Annotated in this window: 18 protein-coding genes; 13 read left to right on the forward strand and 5 right to left on the reverse strand. The window is 46.6% G+C overall.

Translation table 11 applies throughout. The features are described from left to right. The first annotated feature begins 59 nt into the window (after nt 1-59). The 6 genes from TOL_RS19135 (at nt 60) to TOL_RS05335 (ending at nt 6148) form a co-directional block, all read left to right on the forward strand. Nucleotides 60-752: a methylamine utilization protein gene (locus TOL_RS19135; protein WP_015486270.1), complete on the forward strand. Its 693-nt coding sequence runs from the start codon at nt 60-62 to the stop codon at nt 750-752. A gap of 4 nt (nt 753-756) precedes the next feature. After that, nucleotides 757-3129, forward strand: a complete 2373-nt coding sequence (locus tag TOL_RS05315; RefSeq protein WP_015486271.1) for a putative bifunctional diguanylate cyclase/phosphodiesterase — start codon at nt 757-759, stop codon at nt 3127-3129. A 3-nt stretch (nt 3130-3132) separates the two neighbouring features. Beyond that, nucleotides 3133-3996 (forward strand): DUF3034 family protein, encoded by an 864-nt coding sequence (locus TOL_RS05320; protein WP_015486272.1) that lies wholly within the window; start codon nt 3133-3135, stop codon nt 3994-3996. Between the two features lie 31 nt (nt 3997-4027). After that, entirely contained in the window at nt 4028-4450 is a 423-nt protein-coding gene (locus tag TOL_RS05325; protein WP_015486273.1) for a group I truncated hemoglobin, read from the forward strand. 213 nt (nt 4451-4663) lie between these two features. Further along, nucleotides 4664-5158, forward strand: a complete 495-nt coding sequence (gene tpx / locus TOL_RS05330; protein WP_015486274.1) for a thiol peroxidase — start codon at nt 4664-4666, stop codon at nt 5156-5158. 111 nt (nt 5159-5269) lie between these two features. Continuing rightward, nucleotides 5270-6148 (forward strand): alpha/beta hydrolase, encoded by an 879-nt coding sequence (locus TOL_RS05335; protein ID WP_015486275.1) that lies wholly within the window; start codon nt 5270-5272, stop codon nt 6146-6148. 74 nt (nt 6149-6222) lie between these two features. On the opposite strand, the gene TOL_RS05340 is transcribed toward TOL_RS05335, so the two are convergent. From TOL_RS05340 to TOL_RS05350, 3 genes are all read right to left on the reverse strand, one after another. Then, nucleotides 6223-7998 carry a sodium:solute symporter family protein gene (locus tag TOL_RS05340; protein WP_015486276.1) on the reverse strand — a complete coding sequence of 592 codons (1776 nt, stop codon included), beginning with the start codon at nt 7996-7998 and terminating at the stop codon, nt 6223-6225. A 12-nt stretch (nt 7999-8010) separates the two neighbouring features. Then, on the reverse strand, nt 8011-8280 hold the full coding sequence (locus TOL_RS05345; protein WP_015486277.1) for a DUF4212 domain-containing protein: 270 nt from the start codon (nt 8278-8280) through the stop codon (nt 8011-8013). Between the two features lie 215 nt (nt 8281-8495). After that, complete coding sequence (locus TOL_RS05350; RefSeq protein WP_015486278.1) at nt 8496-10787, reverse strand: hypothetical protein; 2292 nt, start codon at nt 10785-10787, stop codon at nt 8496-8498. Between the two features lie 219 nt (nt 10788-11006). Here TOL_RS05350 and TOL_RS05355 point away from each other — a divergent pair, with 219 nt between their 5' ends. Then, the gene (locus tag TOL_RS05355) at nt 11007-11639 is read left to right on the forward strand and encodes a MarC family protein (RefSeq protein ID WP_015486279.1); all 633 of its coding nucleotides are present in this window, start codon (nt 11007-11009) and stop codon (nt 11637-11639) included. On the opposite strand, the gene TOL_RS05360 is transcribed toward TOL_RS05355, so the two are convergent. After that, nucleotides 11628-13958 (reverse strand): efflux RND transporter permease subunit, encoded by a 2331-nt coding sequence (locus tag TOL_RS05360; RefSeq protein ID WP_015486280.1) that lies wholly within the window; start codon nt 13956-13958, stop codon nt 11628-11630. The two genes, TOL_RS05355 and TOL_RS05360, sit on opposite strands and share 12 nt — an antisense overlap. Before the next feature lie 174 nt (nt 13959-14132). Here TOL_RS05360 and TOL_RS05365 point away from each other — a divergent pair, with 174 nt between their 5' ends. Then, nucleotides 14133-15482, forward strand: coding sequence for a deoxyguanosinetriphosphate triphosphohydrolase (locus tag TOL_RS05365; RefSeq protein WP_015486281.1), 1350 nt, complete (start codon nt 14133-14135; stop codon nt 15480-15482). A 120-nt stretch (nt 15483-15602) separates the two neighbouring features. Further along, nucleotides 15603-16919, forward strand: coding sequence for a polyamine export protein PaeA (paeA, locus tag TOL_RS05370; RefSeq protein ID WP_015486282.1), 1317 nt, complete (start codon nt 15603-15605; stop codon nt 16917-16919). A gap of 49 nt (nt 16920-16968) precedes the next feature. Here the strand turns inward: paeA and TOL_RS05375 are convergent, their stop codons facing one another. Beyond that, nucleotides 16969-17994, reverse strand: coding sequence for an alpha/beta fold hydrolase (locus tag TOL_RS05375; protein WP_025265955.1), 1026 nt, complete (start codon nt 17992-17994; stop codon nt 16969-16971). Nucleotides 17995-18089: 95 nt separating this feature from the next. On the opposite strand from TOL_RS05375, the gene lepB reads away from it, so the two are divergent. The 4 genes from lepB to TOL_RS05395 all read left to right on the forward strand — a co-directional run bounded on the left by lepB (nt 18090) and on the right by TOL_RS05395 (nt 22918). Continuing rightward, entirely contained in the window at nt 18090-18920 is an 831-nt protein-coding gene (gene lepB / locus TOL_RS05380; RefSeq protein ID WP_015486284.1) for a signal peptidase I, read from the forward strand. A 294-nt stretch (nt 18921-19214) separates the two neighbouring features. Then, on the forward strand, nt 19215-19580 hold the full coding sequence (locus TOL_RS05385) for a glutaredoxin family protein (RefSeq protein WP_015486285.1): 366 nt from the start codon (nt 19215-19217) through the stop codon (nt 19578-19580). A 115-nt stretch (nt 19581-19695) separates the two neighbouring features. Continuing rightward, a complete protein-coding gene (locus tag TOL_RS05390; RefSeq protein WP_015486286.1) occupies nt 19696-20700 on the forward strand; it encodes a YheT family hydrolase in 1005 nt (334 codons plus the stop codon). A 136-nt stretch (nt 20701-20836) separates the two neighbouring features. Then, complete coding sequence (locus TOL_RS05395) at nt 20837-22918, forward strand: M6 family metalloprotease domain-containing protein (protein WP_015486287.1); 2082 nt, start codon at nt 20837-20839, stop codon at nt 22916-22918. Nucleotides 22919-22927 lie beyond the last annotated feature (9 nt).

Raw genomic sequence — 22927 nt, forward strand, 5'->3', positions numbered from 1 at the left:
TAAAACCCTGATCTCTTACTAGAGTTATTGGACTAGTTGTAACTTTTTAGGGATCGGGTGTGACCTTACTTAAAAGCGCGCAGTATTCAATCCACTTCCTTGTTAGCTTGGCGTGTGCTGCGGCTACCTGTGTTGTCCTAGCTCAACCTATTACGTTTACCGTGGTTGATGAAAGTGGAAAGGCGGTGGAGGGGGCCGTGGTGTCTGTACTTGGTTTGCCTGATTCTGCGCCAAGACCTCAGGCTAACAGCGCGATCATGGACCAAGTCGATCGGCAGTTCAAACCGCGTGTCTTGCTGGTACAGCAAGGGCAAAATGTGAGCTTTCCCAACAGCGACAATATTCGCCATCATGTGTACTCGTTTTCAAAACCAAAGCCATTTGAAATCAAACTGTATGCAAATAAACCCGATGAGCCGGTTTTATTCAACAACGCTGGTGTCGTCGTTCTTGGCTGTAATATTCACGACAACATGCTTGGTTATATTTACGTGGCTGACAGTGCATATGCCCGTATGACCGATAATCAGGGCACTGTGACTTTCGATCTTCCTGCTAAATTCAAACAAATTTCCTTATGGCATCAACGTTATTCATTTGATGAGTCCGCCAGAATGATATTGGGTAATGATGAATTGCAAGCCGCTAAAAGTGACGATTCACACTACACCCTAGTTCTGCCGCTTGCTGTTCCTGCCCCAGAGTTAGAGGCGCCTGCCGCCAAAGGCTTTGGTAATTCGTTGCGCAGGTAACAGAGTGCCAATATTTTTCAATAGTCTGCGAAGTCAGATTCTCGCATTTGCCGCGGGTTTAACCTCGTTAACGCTAAGCGCGATATTGCTGGTTGTGTTAGTGAATACTGGCAACGCGACTAAGCTAAGTGTTAACGAAGACATTGACATGGCCGTGGAAGCGTTTCAAGGCACTATTGATGCACGTAGAGATCAATTGCTAGGCGCAGCGCAAATTTTAGTCTCCGATTTCGGTTTTAAACAAGCGGTTGCTAGCAGTGATTCTGGCACCGTTGGAAGCATGCTTGAAAATCATGGCGCGCGTATTAACTCCGACCTGATGTTTCTCAGTGATCTTGACGGGCGTATTATCGCTAGCACTAATAGCGATATTCTCGAAGGCTCCAAATTTGCTTACAAAGCGCCTTTTATGGATGCTCTTCAAGGAGAAATGCGGGCGGATTTTTATGTTCTAGGTGAACATATTTATCAACTATTGCTGATCCCTGTTAAAGCACCAAGAGTCGTCGCCATTGCGGGTGTCGGCTTTGAAATGAATGAGGATTTAGCCCGAGTACTGGGTAATGGTTCGGGAGTTGATGTTACTTTTATAGAAAAAACGGATACCGAATCCAATAGTAATCAGTCTTGGGCATATGCCACCACACTACCGTCACTGGAAGCGGTAGGTGCTGCATTACGTGCACCAGAATCGGTGCAAAGCTTTATCCGTTTACCTTTTGAGACGAGTCAACGTTACGCTAGTCGAATGCTGGATATATCGTCCAATCAAGAGTCAGCGGTACAAGTTGTACTGACAGAAGATTTAACTCACTTTTATGAAGAATATGAGGAACTCACTAGCCGCATCCTGCAGATTGCGGTTGTTATCGTGATATTGGCAATTCTTGGAAGCACACTGATTGCTAATGGGTTAACTGAGCCTCTTAAAGCCTTAGTGATTGCAGCGCAATCTATTGCAAAAGGCGATTATCAATTAGTGGCGCCACCGAAGCGCGGCAGTTATGAAATTCAAACCTTGATATCAGCCTTCCGTACCATGAACGTCGATCTCGCCGAACGTGAGAAAAAAATTGTTTATCAGGCGACCCACGATAGCTTAACGGGCCTATTAAATCGCGACAGTATGTTGGCCTCTATTGAGCGCTTTGTTGAAAAAAACAAACCCTTCGTGCTAATGGGGATTAATCTTCGCGGCTTTAAATCAATTAATGATTCATTAGGCATTGAGGTTGGTGATACCTGTCTAGTGAATATCGCTCAGCGTATAAAAGCCACTGCCTTGGATGGTGTATCGGCCCGGCTATCAGCCGATGAATTTTGCTTAATTTTAGCCGCCAGAGAAGATCAAACAGAGAATGATACACGTCTGATGTGTATGCAAATTCTTAATGCCCTGTCAGCTCCGATGCAGATTAATGGGATTAGCTTGAGCATTGATGCTCGTGCAGGAGCTATTGCCTATCCAGAGCAAGCAGACACCGCGAAATTATTAGTAAGGCGCGGAAATATAGCGAATGAACATGCTATTGCGATTAATGAGCGTCTCTATGTATACCAAGAAGGGCAGGATAAAGTTCATCTGCGTAAGTTGAAAATTCTGCGGTCTTTAAAAGAAGCGTTGCAGAAAGACGACGGCCAATTGCAAATGTACTATCAGCCAAAGATGAATCTACGTACTGGAGAGGTAGAAAAATCAGAGGCACTAATACGTTGGTTTCATCCAGATGACGGTTTTATTCCCCCTGATTTATTCATTGAATTAGCCGAACAAACGGGCTTGATTGGTTTGGTAACTGCTTGGGTTATCAGTCGCGTACTTGACGATCAGGCTCGTCTCAAACGCGATGGTATAGCCATGCAGGTATCTATTAATATTTCTGCACAAGATCTGAGCGACGATGGTCTGAAGTTTTTAATTGAACAAAAGTTACAACAAAATAATCTTGAAGCACATGATGTTTGCTTAGAAATTACTGAGCGAGACATGATGACTGACGTTGATAAATCACTTGCACTGCTTAACTATTTTCGCGAACGCGGCTTTCAGATATCCATGGATGACTATGGTATTGGCTATTCAGCTTTGTCGAAACTTGCACAAATGCCGCTCAATGAACTAAAAATAGATAAGTGTTTTATTTTGAAATTAGCAACGCAAAAAGACGATCAAATTATCGTGCGTAACACCATTACAATGGCGCATGAACTGGGCCTTTCGGTCATTGCCGAAGGGGTTGAAGACCTAGAATCGAAAGACTGGCTGAGGGAAGCAGGCTGCGATTATATTCAAGGTTATTATCTAGCTCGCCCGATGGCATGTGATGCTTTGGTTAAGTGGTTAGACGAGTTTAAGACTGCAGAGAAAGCGGAGTAAATTATGAAAAATTCATCATATCTAACCAGTGTTCGCACGATGACTAGTGTTGCTGCAGGGTTAATGATGGCGCTATCTACACATGCAGATGGACGTTTGATTGCAACCTCGGGAGTAACCCAAGTTGAAGGTAGTGCGGGCGGCGGATTGGTGCCGTGGGCGTTGATTACCGGTTACAGTGAAGAGAATCAAACCAGTGTGAGTGCGTTTCATACGCTAACGGATGTACAAGATTTTCGCATGACTGTAGACGGTATAGGCTTCAGCTATGGTAACCGTTTTGAGCTAACCGCAGCTCAGCAACGTTTTGAACTAAAAGGTACTGCGGTCGATATTAGGCAAGAGATTTACGGTGCTAAGTACAAAATTTCGGGTGATGCTATCTACACCAGCATGCCACAGCTAGCGGCCGGTATTCAGTACAAGCGCCTCATTGACGGCGAAATTGCCGATGCTGTCGGCGCCAAAGACAGTGACACGGGTACCGATTTTTATGTTTCGGCCACTAAAGTGCATTTAGCAGCATTAGGGGGCTACCACCTGCTCTGGAACGCTACTTTAAGAGCTACTAAAGCCAATCAAATGGGGCTGCTGGGCTATGGTGGTGACGACAATAATAGTTATAAGTTAGTCCCAGAATTGTCGGCTCTGGTATTACTGGACGAAGGCTTAGCCGTTGGAGCTGAGTATCGATATAAACCTGATAATTTATCGGCATTTAAAGAAGATCGATTCGCCGATGTATTCGTTGCTTATTTTCCCAATAAAAATCTTAATCTCACGGTTGCTTGGGCGGATTTAGGCAGCATAGCAGGGTCAGAAGATCAAAGCGGACTGTATGCTTCTATTACTGGTTATTTTAAATAAGGCTAGAGCCTTTCTGTTTAAGGAGTTCATTATGACAATAATCATAAAACAGATGCTTGCCGTTGCCGCCTTGAGTGCGATGGTCTCTTTTGCCCAAGCTGATACCTTGTATGATGATTTAGGTGGTCAGCAGGGAGTTGCTAATATCGTCGACGACTACATTACGGAAATTTCATTCGACAAAAATATCTATCCCTTCTTTAAGAATACGGATATCGAGCGGTTGCGGACTAAACTTCAAGAGCAGTTTTGTATGGTGAGTAATGGGCCGTGTGAATACACCGGCGATACCATGGAAGCAGTCCATGCTGGCATGCAGATTGATAAGAGCCAGTTCAACCGCGTAGTTGAACTCTTGCAAAATGCGATGACCAGCCAAGGTGTATCGTATGCCGATCAAAATCGTTTGATTCAGCGTCTAGCGCCGATGCGCCCAGCGATTATTCATCGCTAACCCCTAATATTGCTCACCGATTCTACTTATATTGAGCCGTTGCATGGTCGCAACGGCTTTTCATAGATTATTGGCAGGCAGGCGAGTATGAGCGATATCCATTAGATTGTTCCGACAAAAATCCATACTGTTTTACTCAGGTATCTTGCCCTTAGCGGCATATCGTTTCATAGTAGTGCTCATCTGTTTATGTTTCTTTACTAGGAGTTAGTCATGGCTACAGTTACTTTGAAAGGCAATCCATTCGAAACCGTCGGCACATTACCAGCGGTTGGATCTGTTGCTCCTGGGTTTACTCTCAGTGCTGGCGATCTGTCAGATTTAACGTCGGCGAGCTTAGCGGGTAAGCGTGTTGTGTTGAATATTTTCCCATCGATTGATACACCAACCTGTGCGACTTCGGTGCGCAAATTTAACGAGCAAGCGGCATCCTTAGATAACGTCGCCGTGGTGTGCGTTTCTGCGGATTTGCCGTTCGCATTAGGACGCTTTTGCGGTGCTGAGGGTATTGATAACGTTAAGGTTGGCTCTACCTTCCGTTCAAGTTTCGGCGACGATTATGGTGTGAATTTCGCGACAGGTCCGTTGACCAAGTTGTTGTCTCGTTCGGTTGTGGTCTTGGATACTGACGGTAAGGTTCTGCATACTGAGCAAGTGGCAGAAACTGCTGATGAGCCAAACTACAGTGCGGCACTTGCCGTGCTTTAAGCGTCAGTGACAATATGGCTTTGAAAACAGCGCTTCGGCGCTGTTTTTTTGCTATTTCGAAAAAATAGCTTAATTTAGCTACAGTTTTTCTTGGTTTGGGCTGTTTCACTTATGCGCTTTAAACAACTTATCGTTATTCCCGTGCTAACTGTTCTTACTGCTTGCTCACCGCAAGGGATAGTGAATGGTATCTCTAAAGTTTACTCCGCTGATGTGGTCCGCGATTTACCTTATGGCCAACTTGAACGGCAGAAATACGATTTATATCTGCCTTCAGGAAACGAATCAGATTCACCCACACCAGTTATCGTGTTCTTCTATGGCGGTAGTTGGAATAGTGGCGAGAAGTCGGGTTATGAATTTGTCGCTCGGCGTTTAACCGCACAGGGTTATATTGTTGCGGTACCCAATTATCGGCTTTATCCCGAAGTAACGTATCCGGATTTTTTGGTTGATTGTGCCGCTGCAGTGAACGTGATCCATGACGAGTTACAAAGTGCTAAATACCGCGCTCTTAACCCTGAACAAAAATTGATTTTAATGGGGCATAGCGCAGGGGCATACAATGCCGCTATGTTGGCTATGGATGATCGTTGGCTGAGTGCAGAAGGTCTAGACCGCATGGACAGTCTGCGCGGTTGGGTCGGGTTGGCAGGGCCTTATGACTTATATCCGATTGTGCTAGAAGATGTGAAGCCTGTGTTCTTTTATCCAAATTATCCACCTAATTCGAATCCCATCGAGTTTGTTGAATCGTCTGATTTACCAGCGTTAATTTTAGCGCCAGAGAACGATGAACTTATTAGTACTGAGCGCCATAGTTACTCATTTTCCAAGGCTTTAGATAAATTAAATAAGCCACATACCTTGGTAACGGTTAAAGGAACAGGCCATACCAGTTTAATTGGAGCGTTTTCACCAGTGCTGTTTTTTAAGGGCAGTACTATCGAGCCGATAAATACCTTTATCAAGGAAATTGAGCGCAATTAAAGTTGTTTTAACGGATTTTTCTGACAATAAAAAACCCAGCCGAGGCTGGGTTTTTTATTACTCATCACACTGAATTAGTGATCTTGAGCAGATCCTGCACCTTTCGGTACGCGGATATCTTCAACTATCTGACGAATATCATCAGGCACTGGTGCTGTCATACTAGACACTACGAATGCAGTCACGACGTTGAGTAATGCACCTAGAGCACCGAAGGCTTCTGGTGAGATACCCAAGAACCAGTTGTCTGGCGTGTTAGCAAACATCTCGGTACCGGCAACAAAGAACCAGCCTTTGTATGCAAAGATATAAACCAAGGTACTTACTAAGCCGACCAACATACCTGCCACCGCACCATGGTTGTTAATGCGAGTACTAAAGATACCCATCATTAACGCAGGGAAGATGGAGGACGCCGCCAAACCGAAGGCAAGTGCCACTACCTGAGCTGCGAAGCCTGGAGGATTCAAGCCTAGGTAACCTGCCACTAAAATCGCACCAGCCATCGCAATACGTGCAGACATCAACTCATTTTTCTCACTGATATCAGGCATAAACGTGCGCTTCAATAAGTCGTGAGAAATCGCAGTCGACATCGCCAGCAATAAACCTGCTGCTGTCGATAGTGCCGCTGCTAAGCCACCTGCCGCGACCAGAGCGATTACCCAATTCGGTAGGTTCGCAATCTCTGGGTTCGCCAGTACCATAATGTCACGGTCAACCTTCACCATTTCGTTACCTTTCCAGCCATACGATTCAGCTTTAGCGGCAAACTCTGGGTTCTTGTCGTCGTAATATTGGATACGACCGTCACCATTTTTATCTTCAAACGCTAGCAAGCCAGTATTTTCCCAGTTTTTAAACCAGTCAGGACGTGCTGCGTATTCCAAGTTACCGTCGACACTGCCGACTTCACCCATTTGAATGGTGTTGGTTAAGTTCAGGCGAGCCATAGAACCTACTGCAGGCGCAGTGGTATATAGAATCGCGATGAAGAATAATGCCCAACCCGCAGAAGAACGTGCGTCTGATACTTTTGGTACGGTGAAGAAGCGGATAATAACGTGCGGTAAGCCAGCAGTACCCATCATGAGAGACAGTGTGTACATCATCATGTTGAGTGTGCCGCCTTTTTGCGCGGTATATTCAGCAAAACCTAAGTCGACCAAAGTTTGATCCAGCTTTACTAGTAGAGGCGTGCCGTCGGCGGTATCGCTGAGGAAGCCTAACTGTGGAATTGGGTTGTTGGTCAGATTAAGAGAGATAAAGATGGCGGGTACGGTGTAAGCAAAGATGAGCACACAGTATTGAGCGATCTGAGTGTAGGTTACGCCTTTCATACCGCCGAGTACGGCGTAGAAGAATACTATCCCCATACCTGCGTAGAGGCCTGTTGCGTAATCAACATCGAGGAAGCGGGAGAAAGCCACGCCAATCCCTTTCATCTGACCAATTACGTAGGTCAGCGATGCAACGATTAAACAGATAACGGCCACGATACGTGCGGTACGTGAGTAGTAGCGATCACCGATGAAATCAGGCACGGTGAATTTACCAAACTTACGCAAGTAAGGAGCTAAGCAGAGTGCCAATAGCACGTAGCCACCTGTCCAGCCCATTAGGAAGATTGAAGCATCATAGCCTTGGAAGGCGATTAAACCTGCCATAGAGATAAAGGATGCAGCTGACATCCAATCGGCGGCGGTTGCCATACCGTTGGCGACTGGGTGTACACCGCGACCTGCGGCATAGTATTCACCGGTTGTTCCGGCACGAGCCCAAATGGCAATACCAAAGTAGAGGGCGAAAGTTAGGCCCACTACGATATAGGTTAACGTTTGCAGATCCATAGTCAGCTCCTCTTATTCGTCGTCGTCAACGCCAAACTCACGATCGAGTTCGCGCATTTTTTTGGCGTAAATCACTACAATAGCGAGAAACACATAAATGGAACCTTGTTGGGCAAACCAAAAACCAAGTCCCACACCGCCGACGGGAATCATGTCCATTAATGGACGCAAAACTATGCCAAACCCGTAAGAAACCAATGCCCAGATAGCCAGTAACGAGAACATTAAGTTCAAGTTTCTGCGCCAGTAAGCTTTTTTATCGTCGTCAGACCTGAAAGCCATAACCCAATCCTCTTTTTATTTAATACCTATCCAAACTAGCAGTAGGTTGGGGGCTGGCGACAGCTAGACCTTGGTAGTACCACACTGATTTCAGGCAGGTTTTTACGAAAATGAGGGATAAATGCACTGACTTTAGTTGCAATAGAAGATGAGAAAGCGCTCTCGCAGAACGACCACGAGAGCGCTTGGTACAGCGGGGTTAACTTATAAACTACTTATAGAGTTAACAGATATTGCACGAGGTCTTGTACTTCATTGGTACTACTTGCACACCAAGGATGGGGAGCATCCGGCATACCGATAGCATCGTCACTACCCAGTTCACCTGGGCCGTATGCCGCGCGCATGCCTTGATAATCCCAGTAGTAGTTGTCTTTGTCCCAGGGTACTTCTACGAAGTATTTGTGGCGTTTGATGAAGCGGTTACGCTGCTTACCAATTGGCTTGAGCCAGCTTTCCTTCGACTTAGGCACCCGAAATACATCGCCTTTACGGTTGAGATCTGGATACGTTACTTGATGATCTGGACCACCTAGTTCAGGGCGCACGGGTTCATGCAAGGTGTAGTACTGGTTGTAGAGTGTCGAACCTGTGGTGCAACGTTCAGGGTTTACCAAGTCTTCTAGGTTGCGAACATGACCGTCTGATAATAAGCCACGATGTTCGGTCCAGTAGAGATCACGTAGGTAGGCAACACGGATCGACTGAGTTTCTTTCTGATAGATAGTCGGTGCAAAGAAACGACCCACTTGATCGAGCGGTATCATTTGCTCGGTTGTGTGGCTTTCTAACGCGTCGGTATGGCAGCTGCCACAATCGCGTGTGTAGGTCTCTTGTCCACGAGCGACAGCTTCGGCCACCTTTGGATACGACTGCCAGCCGGCACTGACGAATGTGCCCTCTGAAACTTCGGTGCTGGCTTGTTCGCCGAGTAAATTGTTATAGGCGAGCCAACGATACATGCCCACATTGCGTAGGTCGTCATCGTTTTCATCTAGCGTGGTCATATAAGCAGTTAACGCTTCTAACCAATCTTTACTCATATTGCCTTGGGCGCCATCAGGCTCTTCGGCGTGAATATATGAGCCTTCAAAACCGACGTAGGATTCGGTATGCGAGAGCGAGCGACGGATCGACATATAATGAGTCACGTTCGGAATGGCAATCGGCGAGAACTGGTAGTCGTTATCGGTATGGCTTCCTTCGCCTACCTTACGGATGATGTTGTGCTCACCGGCTCCTGAGGGCATGTAATAAAGAAGCATGTCTTTGGCGACATCCTCATTGCCCGGCGCCCAGCTTGGGCCTTCTTCTTTGTCGTAAATCGCATCAAAGGTCTTAGTGCTGGTTTGTAATACCGACCACTTCATCGACCACTGCGGATTAGGTAACCCAGGAATGACCTTATTAACATGGTTGCCCGGTGCCTTTTCATAGCTGACGCGGTAGCCATGACAGGAAGCACAGTTAAATCCAATCCATTCACCATTACCTGTGTAGGGGTTCGTGGCTTCAGCATAACGATAACCAACATAGCCAGAACTACTGGTGTTCCCTTCTTTTTTGCCTTCACTTCCGGCGAGGAAGCCGGGAATCGGCGTCGGCATTGGGTATTCAGTAAAGTACACGTCATCAATGGCTTCATCTGGGACTTCACCACGAACTTCTGGCACGGCACCAAACAGTAATTTAGGGTCGGCTAAACCGCCAGAAATAGGGTCGGTGGCTTTGCCTTGCATAATGGCAGTCCAGTCTAGATTGCGAACATTGTGCGCAAGACCGACGTTGTAATCCCAAGACCAGAAGGCTTCACTTCCAGCTTGTGCCAGTGCATCAAAGCCAGCGTTGTCGACCGTAACGCTGATCGGAGAGGTGGATTTCACCGCACTAACATCAGATACCACATCGCAATTGTGTATGAAGTTGTCATCGATAATGCGCGACGTTTGCGCATCAATCACTAAGTGTGCGTCGCCGGCATGAGTTAACGATTGATTAAACCCGGTGCGTTTTTGAATTTGTACAATTAAATCGCCGCTTAATGTGTGCTCGGGTACGCGAAAGCGAATTTCGGTATCGGTCCAGCCTAAGACGTTTTTTGGCCACTCATCGACGACTTCGGTGGTTTCAAAATTGACCTGAGCGCTCAGGGCCAACTCTTGTTTGTACATAACAAGGTCGGTTTCGAGAATACGTGTATTACCAATCATGATTTTGGAGAAATCAATGTCTGTGCCCGCACCAAAGCCGCTACCAATCAGTGTGATCTCGTCGCCCGGTACCAATTGTGGGGCTACTGATTGGCCATTGCTCCAGCGCTCGTTACCGTTGACGAGCAAGCGTTGAATTTGCGGGGTTGGGAAGTTCGCGGCGGAGGCAGCGCGTTCATCTTCGCGTGCTTGATCAAATTCACATATCTCATCTTGCTCGGGAAACTCCCCGGGCAAGTCTAAAACACAACCACTGAGTAGCAGTGGCAGTGCCAGAATACTGGTTGAATGCTTCATGAGTTATCGTCCGTTATCATTATTTTAATTATGGGTTTTCATTGGCCAGTGTTCGATTAGGCTGGCAGACTACACTTCATAGACATTTACTTCGTTATGCTTGGCAACAGGGGTCAATCGCCTGACTACAGAAGTCATGGCCTAAATGACCCTAATCAATTCAAGACTTCTTGCGCCATTTTTTGCGATAACCATAAATTAACTAGAAGGGACGATTTCATGGGGGAGATTGCAGCGGTTACCTTAGCGACACTCTTTGCGACGGTAAGCCCAATCGATATTTCAGCTATTTTTGCCGCCTTAACGGCAGAAGAAACAGCGAAAGAGCGTCGCCGTATTGCTCGTCGGGCGGTTGCGATTGCCACCGTTGTTTTGCTGACCTTTGCTTTAGTTGGCGATAGTTTGTTGACCGCTTTGGGAATTTCAATGGCAGCCTTGCGTACGGGTGGCGGTATTATTTTGCTCTTAATCGGCATTGATATGGTGTTTGCTCGTAGTTCAGGAGCAAATAGCACGACCGAAACTGAAGATGCAGAAGCATTAGAGCGGCGAGATGTATCGGTATTTCCAATGGCACTGCCGTTAATTGCCGGCCCCGGCAGCATGGGCGCGATTATCTTGATGATGGCTCATGCCAAGGGGGATGTGTCAGAGCAAATCGTTGTGGTGAGCTGCATACTCGTGATTATGTTAATTACGCTTGGATGCTTATTAGCGGCAACGCAATTACACCGAATATTGGGTCTAACCGGTGTTCAGGTCATTACGCGCGTGATGGGCGTATTGCTGTGTGCTTTGGCTGTGCAGTTTATGTTTGATGGTATCGCCGAAAGTGGTTTATTAAACCACTAACGGTGACTCCGGTTTGTGGGTCTTTACTATTTGCCGTTTATCGGTGAGCAACAGCAATGGCGGTAGTAGTAAAAAATCGATCAGTAACGCAACTGCAATGGTAATTGCGAGTAAAGTGCCCATGGCTCGGCTTGGATTAAAGTGTGAAAATTCCATGACCATAAAGCCACCGATCAAAATCGCTGACGTAATCAATAGCGCAACACCAACGGTATGAAACGCATAGCGAATGGCATCGGCAGGAGAGTGCTTTAACTGCAATCGTGCGTAATTGTATTTACTTAAAAAGTGCACAGTATCATCGACCACGATCCCCAAACTCACGCAGGCAACGACAGATGTGGCTGTATCGACTTTGCCGTATAACAATCCCCATAAGCCATACGCTAATATCGCCGGAAATATGTTTGGCACCATGCTAATTAAGCCCAATCGCCAAGAGCGCAATGCCGCAATCATCAACAAAGATATGATAATAAGTGCGAACCCTGTGCCCTCTAACATAGCGGTTACGTTGCGAAAGGTAAGATTGGCAAAGACAATATCTAACCCCGTTGCTTCGCGAATATGAAGTAGAGGTGCATGTGCTTCTGACCAAGCGACAATGTCTTTTTCCATTGCCAAAATATGGCGTGAATCAGATCGCTCTAAACTAACTTGAATACGAGTGGCCGAACGATCACTTGTTAATGTGTTATCTAATCCTAACCCGAGTGGTAACGATAGTTCATACAATAGTAAATATTGCGCTGCTGCTTCGTTGCTCTCTGGGGTGCGATACCAGGCAGGATCATCACCATGTAAATTTTGATTTAACCGCTTAAGCGTATCGCTAATGCTGGTGACTTGCACGACGCCCGTTTGTTGATGTAACCACTGTACCAAATCATCCAACTGCTGCAGAAATTCAACATCATTAATACCGTTGTCACGTTCGCTATCGGTAACGAAATACAAAACATGCAAACCGCCTAATGATTTTTCTATGTGATCAATGGTGCGGCGTACTTCAAAACTGGTATCGAAAAATTCATGCCAGCGCTCGGTAATGGTATTGCGACCAGCAAATGTCGCGCTCGCTGCTACGAGAGCAACCATAGTGATGAATAGTGCTTTATGGTGGCGAATAATGGTATCGGCTAGGCGATCCATTAGTGCTGATTGTTGCTGACTTGAGCGACCTTTTGGTGTCGGTAATAAAGCTAACACGGCGGGTAAAAAGGTAATGGTCAGGAGCCAGGCTACTAAGACACCTACGGCAATCATATTACCCATGTCCCGATACGGCGGAGAGTCGCTAGTGTTTAAACATAAAACACCAATCATGGTCGTAATACTGGTAATAAATACCGGTGAAAAATTAATACTTAAACTGGTCATTAACGCAGATTTTTTGTCGTTCCCCTGACGTAAGTAATAGTAATACGACACTAAAATATGAATCGTATCAGCCACTGCGATCGTCATAATCGCGGTTGGCACAAAGCCCGTCGGCGGGGTGAGCGTATAGCTTAACCAACCAAATATCCCCATAGTTACGATTACCGACATGCCGATAACCGCCGTCACGAGTAGCATGCCGGTCACTGTGCGCAGTAATAACAACATGATGGCGAGCATGATGACGTAGGAAATAACTAGTAGTGATTCAATATCTTGTTTAATTGCTTCGCCCATTGTCACGTTGGAGGTAACTGACCCTGCCACTTCAATAGAAAAATCTGGATATTGCTGTCGCAACGAATTGGCTAATGCGCGAGCTGCTTTAACGGTTTCTAACGATGCCGCGGCACTGTTATTTTCGGGTAAAAATAGTTGCACGTTTATACCGGTTGTCCGTCCATCTTTGGATAATATTTTCGGTACAATATCGGGGTCATTCATCGCGCGTTGAGCGAGTACTGAAAGATCCAGCGGTAATTCATCTAGGGTATAAAATTCTGCAATTAAGAGGTCGTCGCCATCGACTTGGGTGTATTGAAAATTTTGCAGTGAGTCAACACGCTGGGAGTAGGGGAGTTTCCAGCCCGCTGTGGTTAATGCTTCGATCAGCGCTAATGCGTCTTGCTGAAACAACGTCTGATCCGCTTGGCTGCTTGGAGTCGAGACTAAAAAGAATACGTTGTCTTGGCGTGAGAAGCGCTGCTCCATTTCTTCAAAGGCTTTTAACTGCGGATTTTCAGGACCGAAGTACATACGAAAGTCACTGGTGAATCCTAAACGTGGAATGCCAGCCAGACTGCTCAATATCACGATGGCAATGGCAACGATGACTAGCCAAGGATGGGCAATAACCCAATTTAAAAAACGCTCTCTCATTGCGTGTAACTCACATCAAAACGTCGGACTATGCTATGCGACTTCTTAGTATTCGCAAGGTCCGATTCGGCGAGGCTGTTGGCTCGTTGGGTGCCGTAATTTGATGACATCACCGTGGTAGGCGCGCAGGATCTACACCGCTATACTCTGAGCATCTATAAATAAGGTGGTTTTATGACGACGAAAACGATGCGTTGGGACAAGTTACTCTCATCAGCGCGCTTCGGTGAACAGCAAGGTACGTTGGCCATGGATCTTGGTCGTACGCCGTTTCACAAAGATTATGATCGTATTATTTTTTCGTCTGCTTTTCGTCGCCTTGATCGAAAGACCCAAGTACATCCGCTTTCTGAAAATGATCACGTACACAGCCGTCTAACCCACAGTTTAGAAGTCGCTTGCGTTGGTCGCTCTCTGGGGACGCGAGTTGGGCAAGCGTTGGGGAAAGTTTTACCTGATTTTGTTGATGCCAGCGACATTGGCGCATTAGTGCAGGCAGCTTGCTTGGCTCACGATATTGGCAATCCACCCTACGGCCACACTGGCGAGGACGCTATCCGCCATTGGTTTCTTGATCGAGACAATGCCCATTTTCTTGAAGGACTGAGTGAATTAGAGCAAGCGGATTTGCAGACCTTCGAGGGCAATGCTCAAGGTCTACGCATCGTAACCCAGGTGGAGTCGCATCGTTTTGACGGCGGCATGCGCCTAACTTACGGAACCTTGGGGGCATTCTTAAAGTACCCGTGGACAGTGGATTATGTTGTTCGTGGTGAGCGGAAGAAATTTGGTTGTTATCAAACCGAATTACCACTAATGCGCGAAGTAGCAAACGCCCTTGGTCTTATCCAAACCGGTGAAAATGCGTGGTGCCGCCATCCTCTCGTGTATTTGCTCGAAGCCGCTGATGATATTTGTTACGGCTTGATTGACCTTGAAGATGGAATAGAAATGGGCCTGTTAAATTATCAAGAGGTCGAAGATTTACTGCAGCCTTTGTTAGCGGAACAGTGGCATGAAGCCTTGCAAGAATTAGATAAAGCTGACAACACTCGCCGTCGCTTGCAAATGTTACGCGGGCAAGCAATGGAGGCCATGGTCAGTGCCGTGAGTTCGGCGTTTGTGCATCAGCACGACAATTTACTGGCCGGAGAGCTGAAGGGCGATATTATTGATTATTGCCCAGCCAATGTGCAGCAAGTGGTGCATGGTGCTAAAAAACTTGCACGTGAACGTATTTTTAATGACAGTCGCAAGCTTGCGGTTGAGGTTGGTTCTTATGCCACCTTATCGATTCTGTTGGATGCGTTTTTACGCGCGGTACGTGAATGCGTGCTGGATGGGCAAGCTACCTTTCGCAATAAACGTGTACTAGAGTTAATGGGACGTTCGGCGCCAAAGTCGGACTGGACTCTATACCAAGCTTACATGCGCGCATTGGATTTTATTGCTGGTATGACCGACAACTACGCGGCAGAGATTGCCCGCCAGTTTTCAGGATATCAGCCACCTAATCGCAACTAAGTGTTAGTCATATTATTTAACGTGCGCTGTCTTGCTGAATCTTGAGCTTAGGCAGATACTCCGCGGATAAATTTCGATGGGTTAGTTTCCCGAGAGTCGACAATTTTTGGAGCTAGGTTCGTGAGTGACGCATTTATTATTTTTGTTCTAATTCTACTGAGTGGTGTCTTTGCTATCTCAGAGATATCGCTGGCGGCAGCGCGTAAAATCAAGCTGCGTGTAATGGTCGAAGAGGGCAATGTACGTGCCGGAGAGGTGCTGGCGTTACAAGAGCAGCCGGGTGCTTTTTTCGCCATGATTCAAATCGCCTTGAACGCGATCGCGATTCTGGGTGGCATCGTCGGTGAGGCGACACTTACCCCTTATATGGTGCAGTTTGTTGGTATCTTCTACAGTGGCCCTTTACTCGACCAATTAGGATTCATTCTGTCGTTTACGGCGGTAACGTCACTTTTTATTCTGTTTGCTGATTTGCTGCCTAAGCGTGTTGGTATGACGATTCCTGAGACGGTGGCTATCCGTGTTATTCGTCCTATGCGTTTTATGATGTTGCTATTAAAACCCTTAGTGGCATTTTTTAATGGCTTGACCAATATTGTTCTGAAATTACTTAAACTGCCGTTGCAACGTGAGGATACCGTTACCACTGATGACATCGTGGCGATGATGGATGCGGGCGCTGAGCACGGTAGTTTGCAAGAACAGGAATACCATCTTTTAGGCAACGTGTTTGAGCTTGAAGGCCGCACTGTGCCAACGGCGATGACCACCCGCGAGCATCTAGTTTATTTTGACATTAGCGATAGTAGCGCAGAAATCAGCGCTAAAATTGTAGAGCATCCACACAATTGGTTTTTAGTATGCGATGGCTCGTTGGATAGAGTTGTCGGTGCCATTGAGTCGAAGGAAATTCTGCGTCAGGTATTAAAAGGTGAGGCAGCCTCGATCAGCAACGATTTTATTGAGCGTGATTTGCTGTTCTTGCCTGATACGCTAACGCTTGCAGAAGGATTAAACGCGTTTAAAACAACGGCGAAACCGTTTGCTGTCGTGCTTAATGAATATGCGTTAGTGGTTGGTATCCTAACGGTAAAAGATTTGATGAACAGTTTTATGGGTAATTTAGTTGTGCCATCCGGCGAGGATCAAATCATTCAGCGAGATTCAAATTCTTGGTTAGTGGATGGCAGTACACCAGTTGTTGATCTTGCCCGTGCGCTAGAACTTGATACTGATGTTTTTTTCGATAATAACCAATACGAAACCGTTGCTGGTTTTTTGATTTATCATCTTAAACGTATTCCAAAACGCGCTGATTTTATTGTCTTTATGGGAATTAAATTTGAAGCAGTCGATATTGATAATTTGCGAGTAGATCAGCTGTTAGTAACTCGTTTGGATCTCGTCAAACAAAGCGAATCAGGAAGTAAATCCTAGAGCAATCTACAAGGCTTAGTGAATTCAAAGCCTTGTTTTAGAGTTGTGATTACGCTCGGATATTGACGACATTCAATAAGTTTTTTGTTTCTGAGCTGTCATTAGGAGCCGGTAATGCCAGAACATGATGGTCATCGTGTTCTAGTAACTTCAAGCGTTTCTTCTCGATCTTACGTTGCCAACGTTTCTCTGCTTTTTTAACATGCTTGCTGAGCAATTTACTCAACTGCGGTACTAAACCGCTGGGCAAATCATGTCCCATGCCGTGAATAACTCGCATTTTCGATTTACGAATGCCCGCTGCCGTCGCTAACCCCATACGCACAGGGATGAGTGGATCATCGGAACCATGAATTACCAGCGTTGGCACTTTAATTTTACGCAATAAATGACTGCGATCACCGGCGGCAGTAATGGCGACTAACTGGCGCTTAAATCCGCTGGGTGTAGAGGTGCGCTCAAAGCTAGTTTCTGCCAGTTGCCGTAATTCTAGTTCGTCCATCGGGTAGGCTGGGCTGCCGATTAAGCGGTTCATGCGCATGGTATAGCGGATAGATGCTTCTCTATTGAAGGGAGTTGGGCGTCTTGCTAGTTGCAGCAATACCTGTAATTTTGGCCCTGGTAAGCTAGGGCTGGTGGCCGACGACATAATCGAAGTCAGACTGCGCACGCGCTTCTTTTGCTTTGCCGCAAGAATCTGAGCAATCATTCCCCCCATCGAAGCTCCGACGAGATGAGCGCTATCAATTTCTAAGGTATCCATCAAAGCGATTACATCGCGGCTCATGTCTTTTAAGGTATACGGTACTTGTGCTTTACGCTTGAACTGGGTCGTTAGCCACGTTTTTACTAAGCTTGGTGTGCCATGGTGATCTAGTGCCGTTGAATCTCCGGTGTCACGATTATCAAAGCGGATAACACGAAAACCTTTTTTGACTAGGGCATGACAAAGAGAATCAGGCCAAACGCGCATTTGAGCTCCTAGCCCCATAATCAAAATAATGCAGGGATCATCGTCGCTGCCAATGCTTTCGTAGGCCAGTTCAATGCCATCATCGGTTAGTATTCGGCTCATTTCTTGACTCTCATATACAGTGCTACGCTCGCGTTGCAGTCTGTCGGCGGTTAGAATGCAGTTCATTATAGAATGTCTGGAATAAGTGACGATTTATGGATATCGATTTTCCCCTGATTTTGATGATAGCAACTGCGACTACCGGTGCTGTTGCTTTAGTTGATTGGCTTTGGTTGCGGAAGCAGCGTGAAGCAAAGGCAGAGCGGTTGCAGCAAGAGGGGGCTAATGTCGATGATATTGACAGCGCAAAGGAAGAATCCTTCGTTGTTGAACAGTCAAAGTCCTTCTTCCCAGTGTTAGTCATCGTCTTCGTTCTACGTTCCTTTGTTGCTGAACCTTTCCAGATACCGTCTGGCTCGATGGAGCCTGGGCTAATTACTGGAGACTTTATTCTAGTGAGTAAGTTTCATTATGGGCTGCGGATGCCAGTATTTGGTAATACCTTAGTGCCTATTGGTGAACCTGAGCGCGGTGATGTGATGGTGTTTTTTCCACCTAATGATCCACGCTATTTTATCAAGCGGGTGATTGGCAAGCCTGGGGATCATATTGAGTATAAAAATCGTCGCTTAACGATTAATGGCGAAAGCGTACCGACCACTGAGCTGGGTGGTGAGCCGTCTTATCGACCGACTAAGTATTTAGGGGAAGAGGTACACCCTTCATCGACGGCCACAGTACAGTGGATTCTTGCCCGAGATACGCGCACTCAACAGCCTATTGTTTGGGCGGGTCCTGAAGGCGAGTGGGACGTACCTGAAGGGCATTACTTTATGATGGGCGATAACCGCGGCAATAGCGGTGATAGCCGCATGTGGGGATTTGTTCCTGAGAAGAATATTGTGGGCAAGGCAGTGGCGGTTTGGATGCACTGGGAAGGTTGGTCAGATTTGCCTTCGTTCGGGCGTAATCACATTATTCAGTAATACTTAAATAGGTGCCTTTGCCATGGTTGATTCAGTAACAAAGCCAAAACAAAAGGCACCTTGTACGTTTTGCCAACGCAGCCGTTGGTTAATGGTGGCGACTATTCTGGTCGTCATGATGTCGGTAATGTTCCTGAACCTAGGTGCATGACCTGTTCACTTCTTTATTTTTCCAGAAAAACTGTCAAAACGCGCCTCTGGCGCAAAATATTACAAATAGTTCAATTTGCTACTGGATATTTGTAATTAGGCGAATACAATGCCGATCATCCAAAGCCAACGGCATGCTTAAGTATGAATCTTACGAGACAACTAAAAGGCAAAACACTGGATCTTGTTGACCGCTTTTTACCGGTCAAACCTATCGTGCGCTCTGCCGATGAGCAATGTGTGCTTGATCGCGAATCCCGCCGTATGCATCTCTATTTTTGTCGTAGCTGTCCGTCTTCTATTGCAGTAAAACGCTACTGCGAACGTCTGGGTTTACGGGTTGTTGAAAAAGACGTCGAGCGTGTTAACGCATACCGTAACGAGTTGCTCAATGGTGGCGGTGAACCACGTGTGCCTTGTCTACGCATAGATGGCAACGAATGCAATGACTGGCTATATAATCCAGATACTATTTTGAAGTATTTGCAGCAGCGTTTTTCCTCGCAATAGATTTATTGATCTGATCGATCATTCTTGAACCCCGGGCAGGGTTGAGCGTCTTACGTTACTATCATCTTGTTTGTTTTTACATGCGATGTAACGAAAGCCACTTTTTGGATATGCCATGCCCCTGATAGATTCGAGCTATAGCCCGCCTTTTGGCTTCTCTAATGGTTTTGTTCAAACCATATTCCCTAATTTATTTCGCCGTCTACGTGATGATTTTTTCGTTCGTGAACGCATACCTACGCCGGATCAAGACTTTCTCGATTTAGACTGGAGCCGAATGGGTTCCGAGACACTTGTTATTGTTAGTCATGGCTTGACCGGCAGTTCGCGTGGCCATTATGTGCTCGGCACAGTGCTTGAAGCTAATCGTCATGGATGGGATGCACTTGCTTGGAATTATCGCGGCTGTAGCGGCGAAGTGAATACTCAGTTGCGTTTGTATCATAGTGGCGCAACGGATGACCTCGATGTTGTTGTCCAGCACGCATTGGCTCAAGGTTATACTCGTATTCATCTCGTGGGATTTTCTATGGGCGGAAATCTCAGTCTTTTGTATGCGGGTCGTTCAGCGAATTCGCTACCAAGCGAGATAGAGTCGGTGAGTGCGTTTTCTGTTCCTTGTGATTTAGAAGCGTGTGCATATGAATTGGCAAAGCCATCCAATCGAATTTTCATGTCGCGGTTTTTAAAGGAATTGGGTGAAAATCTAAAAGCCAAGGCATCGCAATATCCGACCCACGTTGATCTCAATGGCTTCGCTAAAATTCGCACATTTGCAGAATACGACGAGCGTTATACCGCGCCCATACACGGTTTTCGTAGTGCAGTGGATTACTGGAATAAGAGCAGTTGTCTTAGCTATTTAGCCGACATTCGTATTCCGGCTCTTATGGTTAATGCGCAAAATGATCCCTTTCTTCCTGAGCAATGCTACCCGCGTGCTATTGCTCGCAGCCATGCCAATTTTTACTTTGAAGAACCGACCAGTGGCGGACACGTTGGTTTTATTCAGCGCAATCCTGACCGTGTTTACTGGATGGAAGGACGAGCGATGGCTTTTATTCGAGAGCAGGGAGGTCACCTTCCAACCCCTGTTCGATTAGCAGAAGAAAGCGTTTAACCCGTTGGGAATTTGGCACTGTTACGGCTAAATAGTGCCAGTATTTAGAAGAATTGTAGGGACTTGTTACTCGGCCTTATCCCTTCGCAGACTTTTAGCTAGAGTTTAGGTAGACGTCTACCAGATTCTTATTCTCATGCCGATATTACGCCTCGTTATCTTAATGTTTTGCAGTATGTCGGCTTGGGCCAGCATGCCCACAGCTTTGCAGCAAACCACTATTGAGTTGGCTTCGGGCGACGTGTATTCGGTGTCGCTTATGGGAAGCAGAGATGACCCCTATTTGCGACTCGATGATGGCCGTTTGTTGGTCGAAGTGAATAGCACGCTCTTTTTAGCTAAGTTAGATCGCAGCGGTAAGGTTGTGGCACTACCAACCGAGTTTGGCCGCCTTGCGTCCGCTCCTGAGGCTTCCAACGGTCCGCAAATTTCCGTCACTCCCAAAGCCAATGCCACTATCAGTGCGGCAGCTCCTCAACATCAACCGTATCGTTATGCTGGTGGCACACATAAGCAGCCGTTAGTGATTGTCCGCGTAAACTTCGCTAATCAGAGTTGGACTTACAGTGATGCAGAATTCGCCGAGCGAGTATTTGGAAGCAACACTAACAGCGTTCGCGATTACTTTTTAGAAAATTCCTACGGTCAATTTGATATCGAACCGGTCGCAGAGCAATCGGGTACGCGCGATGACGGCATTATTACGATGACGCTCACCACGGATCACCCCGATTTCGGCAATCAATATGGATCGAGCAGTCAGGCGTTAGTCGCAACCGCCTTGTCCTATGTCGCAAGCGTAGTGAATTTAACGGCCTACGATTTGAACGGCGATACTTGGATCGATCCTAATGAAGTCGCGGTTGTGCTCTTGGTATCAGGCTTTGAGCAGGCTTATGCGGGTACTGCATCCTCACATCCACGCATATGGGCGCACAAATCTTCGGTTACGGCAGTTAATTCGGGTGGGGTGTGGCTGAGTGAATACGCCATGTTTGGCGAGCAGCATGAACGTCATATGGCGACAACCGGATTGATTTCTCACGAGTTAGGTCATTTACTCTTCGATCTGCCAGACCTGTACGACTATCTTGGCATTGGTGATGGTATTGGCCGGTGGGGGTTAATGAGCTACGGCGGTTGGAATAGCGGTGGCGGTGACGCGGGCGATTTTCCATCTCACATGATGGCGTGGAATAAACTATTAGCGGGCTTTGCCGAAGAAACGGTCGTGACTACCGGTGGTGGCATACTCGATGCGCTAGCGATATCGCCAGATATTATTGAAATCCCGTTAGATGCCTATCGTCATGGTAAGCGGTTATTGCTTGAGCATCGTTATCAAACTGGCTTTGATGTGAGTGTTCCTGATGAAGGGTTATTGATTTCGCAGATTGATGATAACTTCGGCTTCGGCCCACTTGCGTCATTAACAACTGATGTCGCTGATCAGTTAGTGTTATTACCGACGTTTGAGCAAAGTGACAGTCTTGTTTTGGGAAGTTCAAAACAGGTGATGAAATCTGCTTCGGGCTATCAGCTTTATAGCGACAGTCGCGGAGCTGTAACGCTTGCCAGTTTGTCGACCAATACAAGTGCATCGGTCTCGGTGACCAGTAGTATTGATATTCACGGCGATAATATTGGTTATGACGAGTTACCACCAAACGGTTTGTGGGGCTCATATGGCGGTTCAGGCTCAATGGCAATGCCGATAGCCTTATCTTCTAGCGTTACCTCTGTCGATGGTATCGACTGGTTTGCGCATGGGCCTGGTGAGGTTACCGTGGGCTTATATCGGAATTTCGATGTATGGTCGCCGGATGGTGAAGTTGTTCGTCAGAATTACAGCGTAAAGGCAGGTTGGAACCGGTTATTGTTCTCAAGTGCAAAAAAAGTCAGTGCAGGAACTCTCTACCTACAAGTTGATAGCGTTACTAATGGCTCTCACGCCCCGATACTTGCTGACACTCAGGGTATGGCAAGTGGCTTAACCTATGTGCGCAGTAACTCTTCCAGTCCATTTACGGTTGCGCCGTTTGATGTCAGCGTTCGTGTCTTGGTTAGTGTCAGTGATCTCGGTGCTGATGCGATGGCTCCAAATCTACCTGTAATTGATGCTAGTAGTTCTTCGTCGAGTTCTTCTGGTGGCGGCGCTTGGGTTTGGTTGTTGTTGATCGTCTTTTTGCCACGGCAAAGGTTATACTGCCGCGTATAGTCTCAGCGT

The organism is Thalassolituus oleivorans MIL-1, assembly GCF_000355675.1.
GTDB lineage: Bacteria > Pseudomonadota > Gammaproteobacteria > Pseudomonadales > Oceanobacteraceae > Thalassolituus > Thalassolituus oleivorans.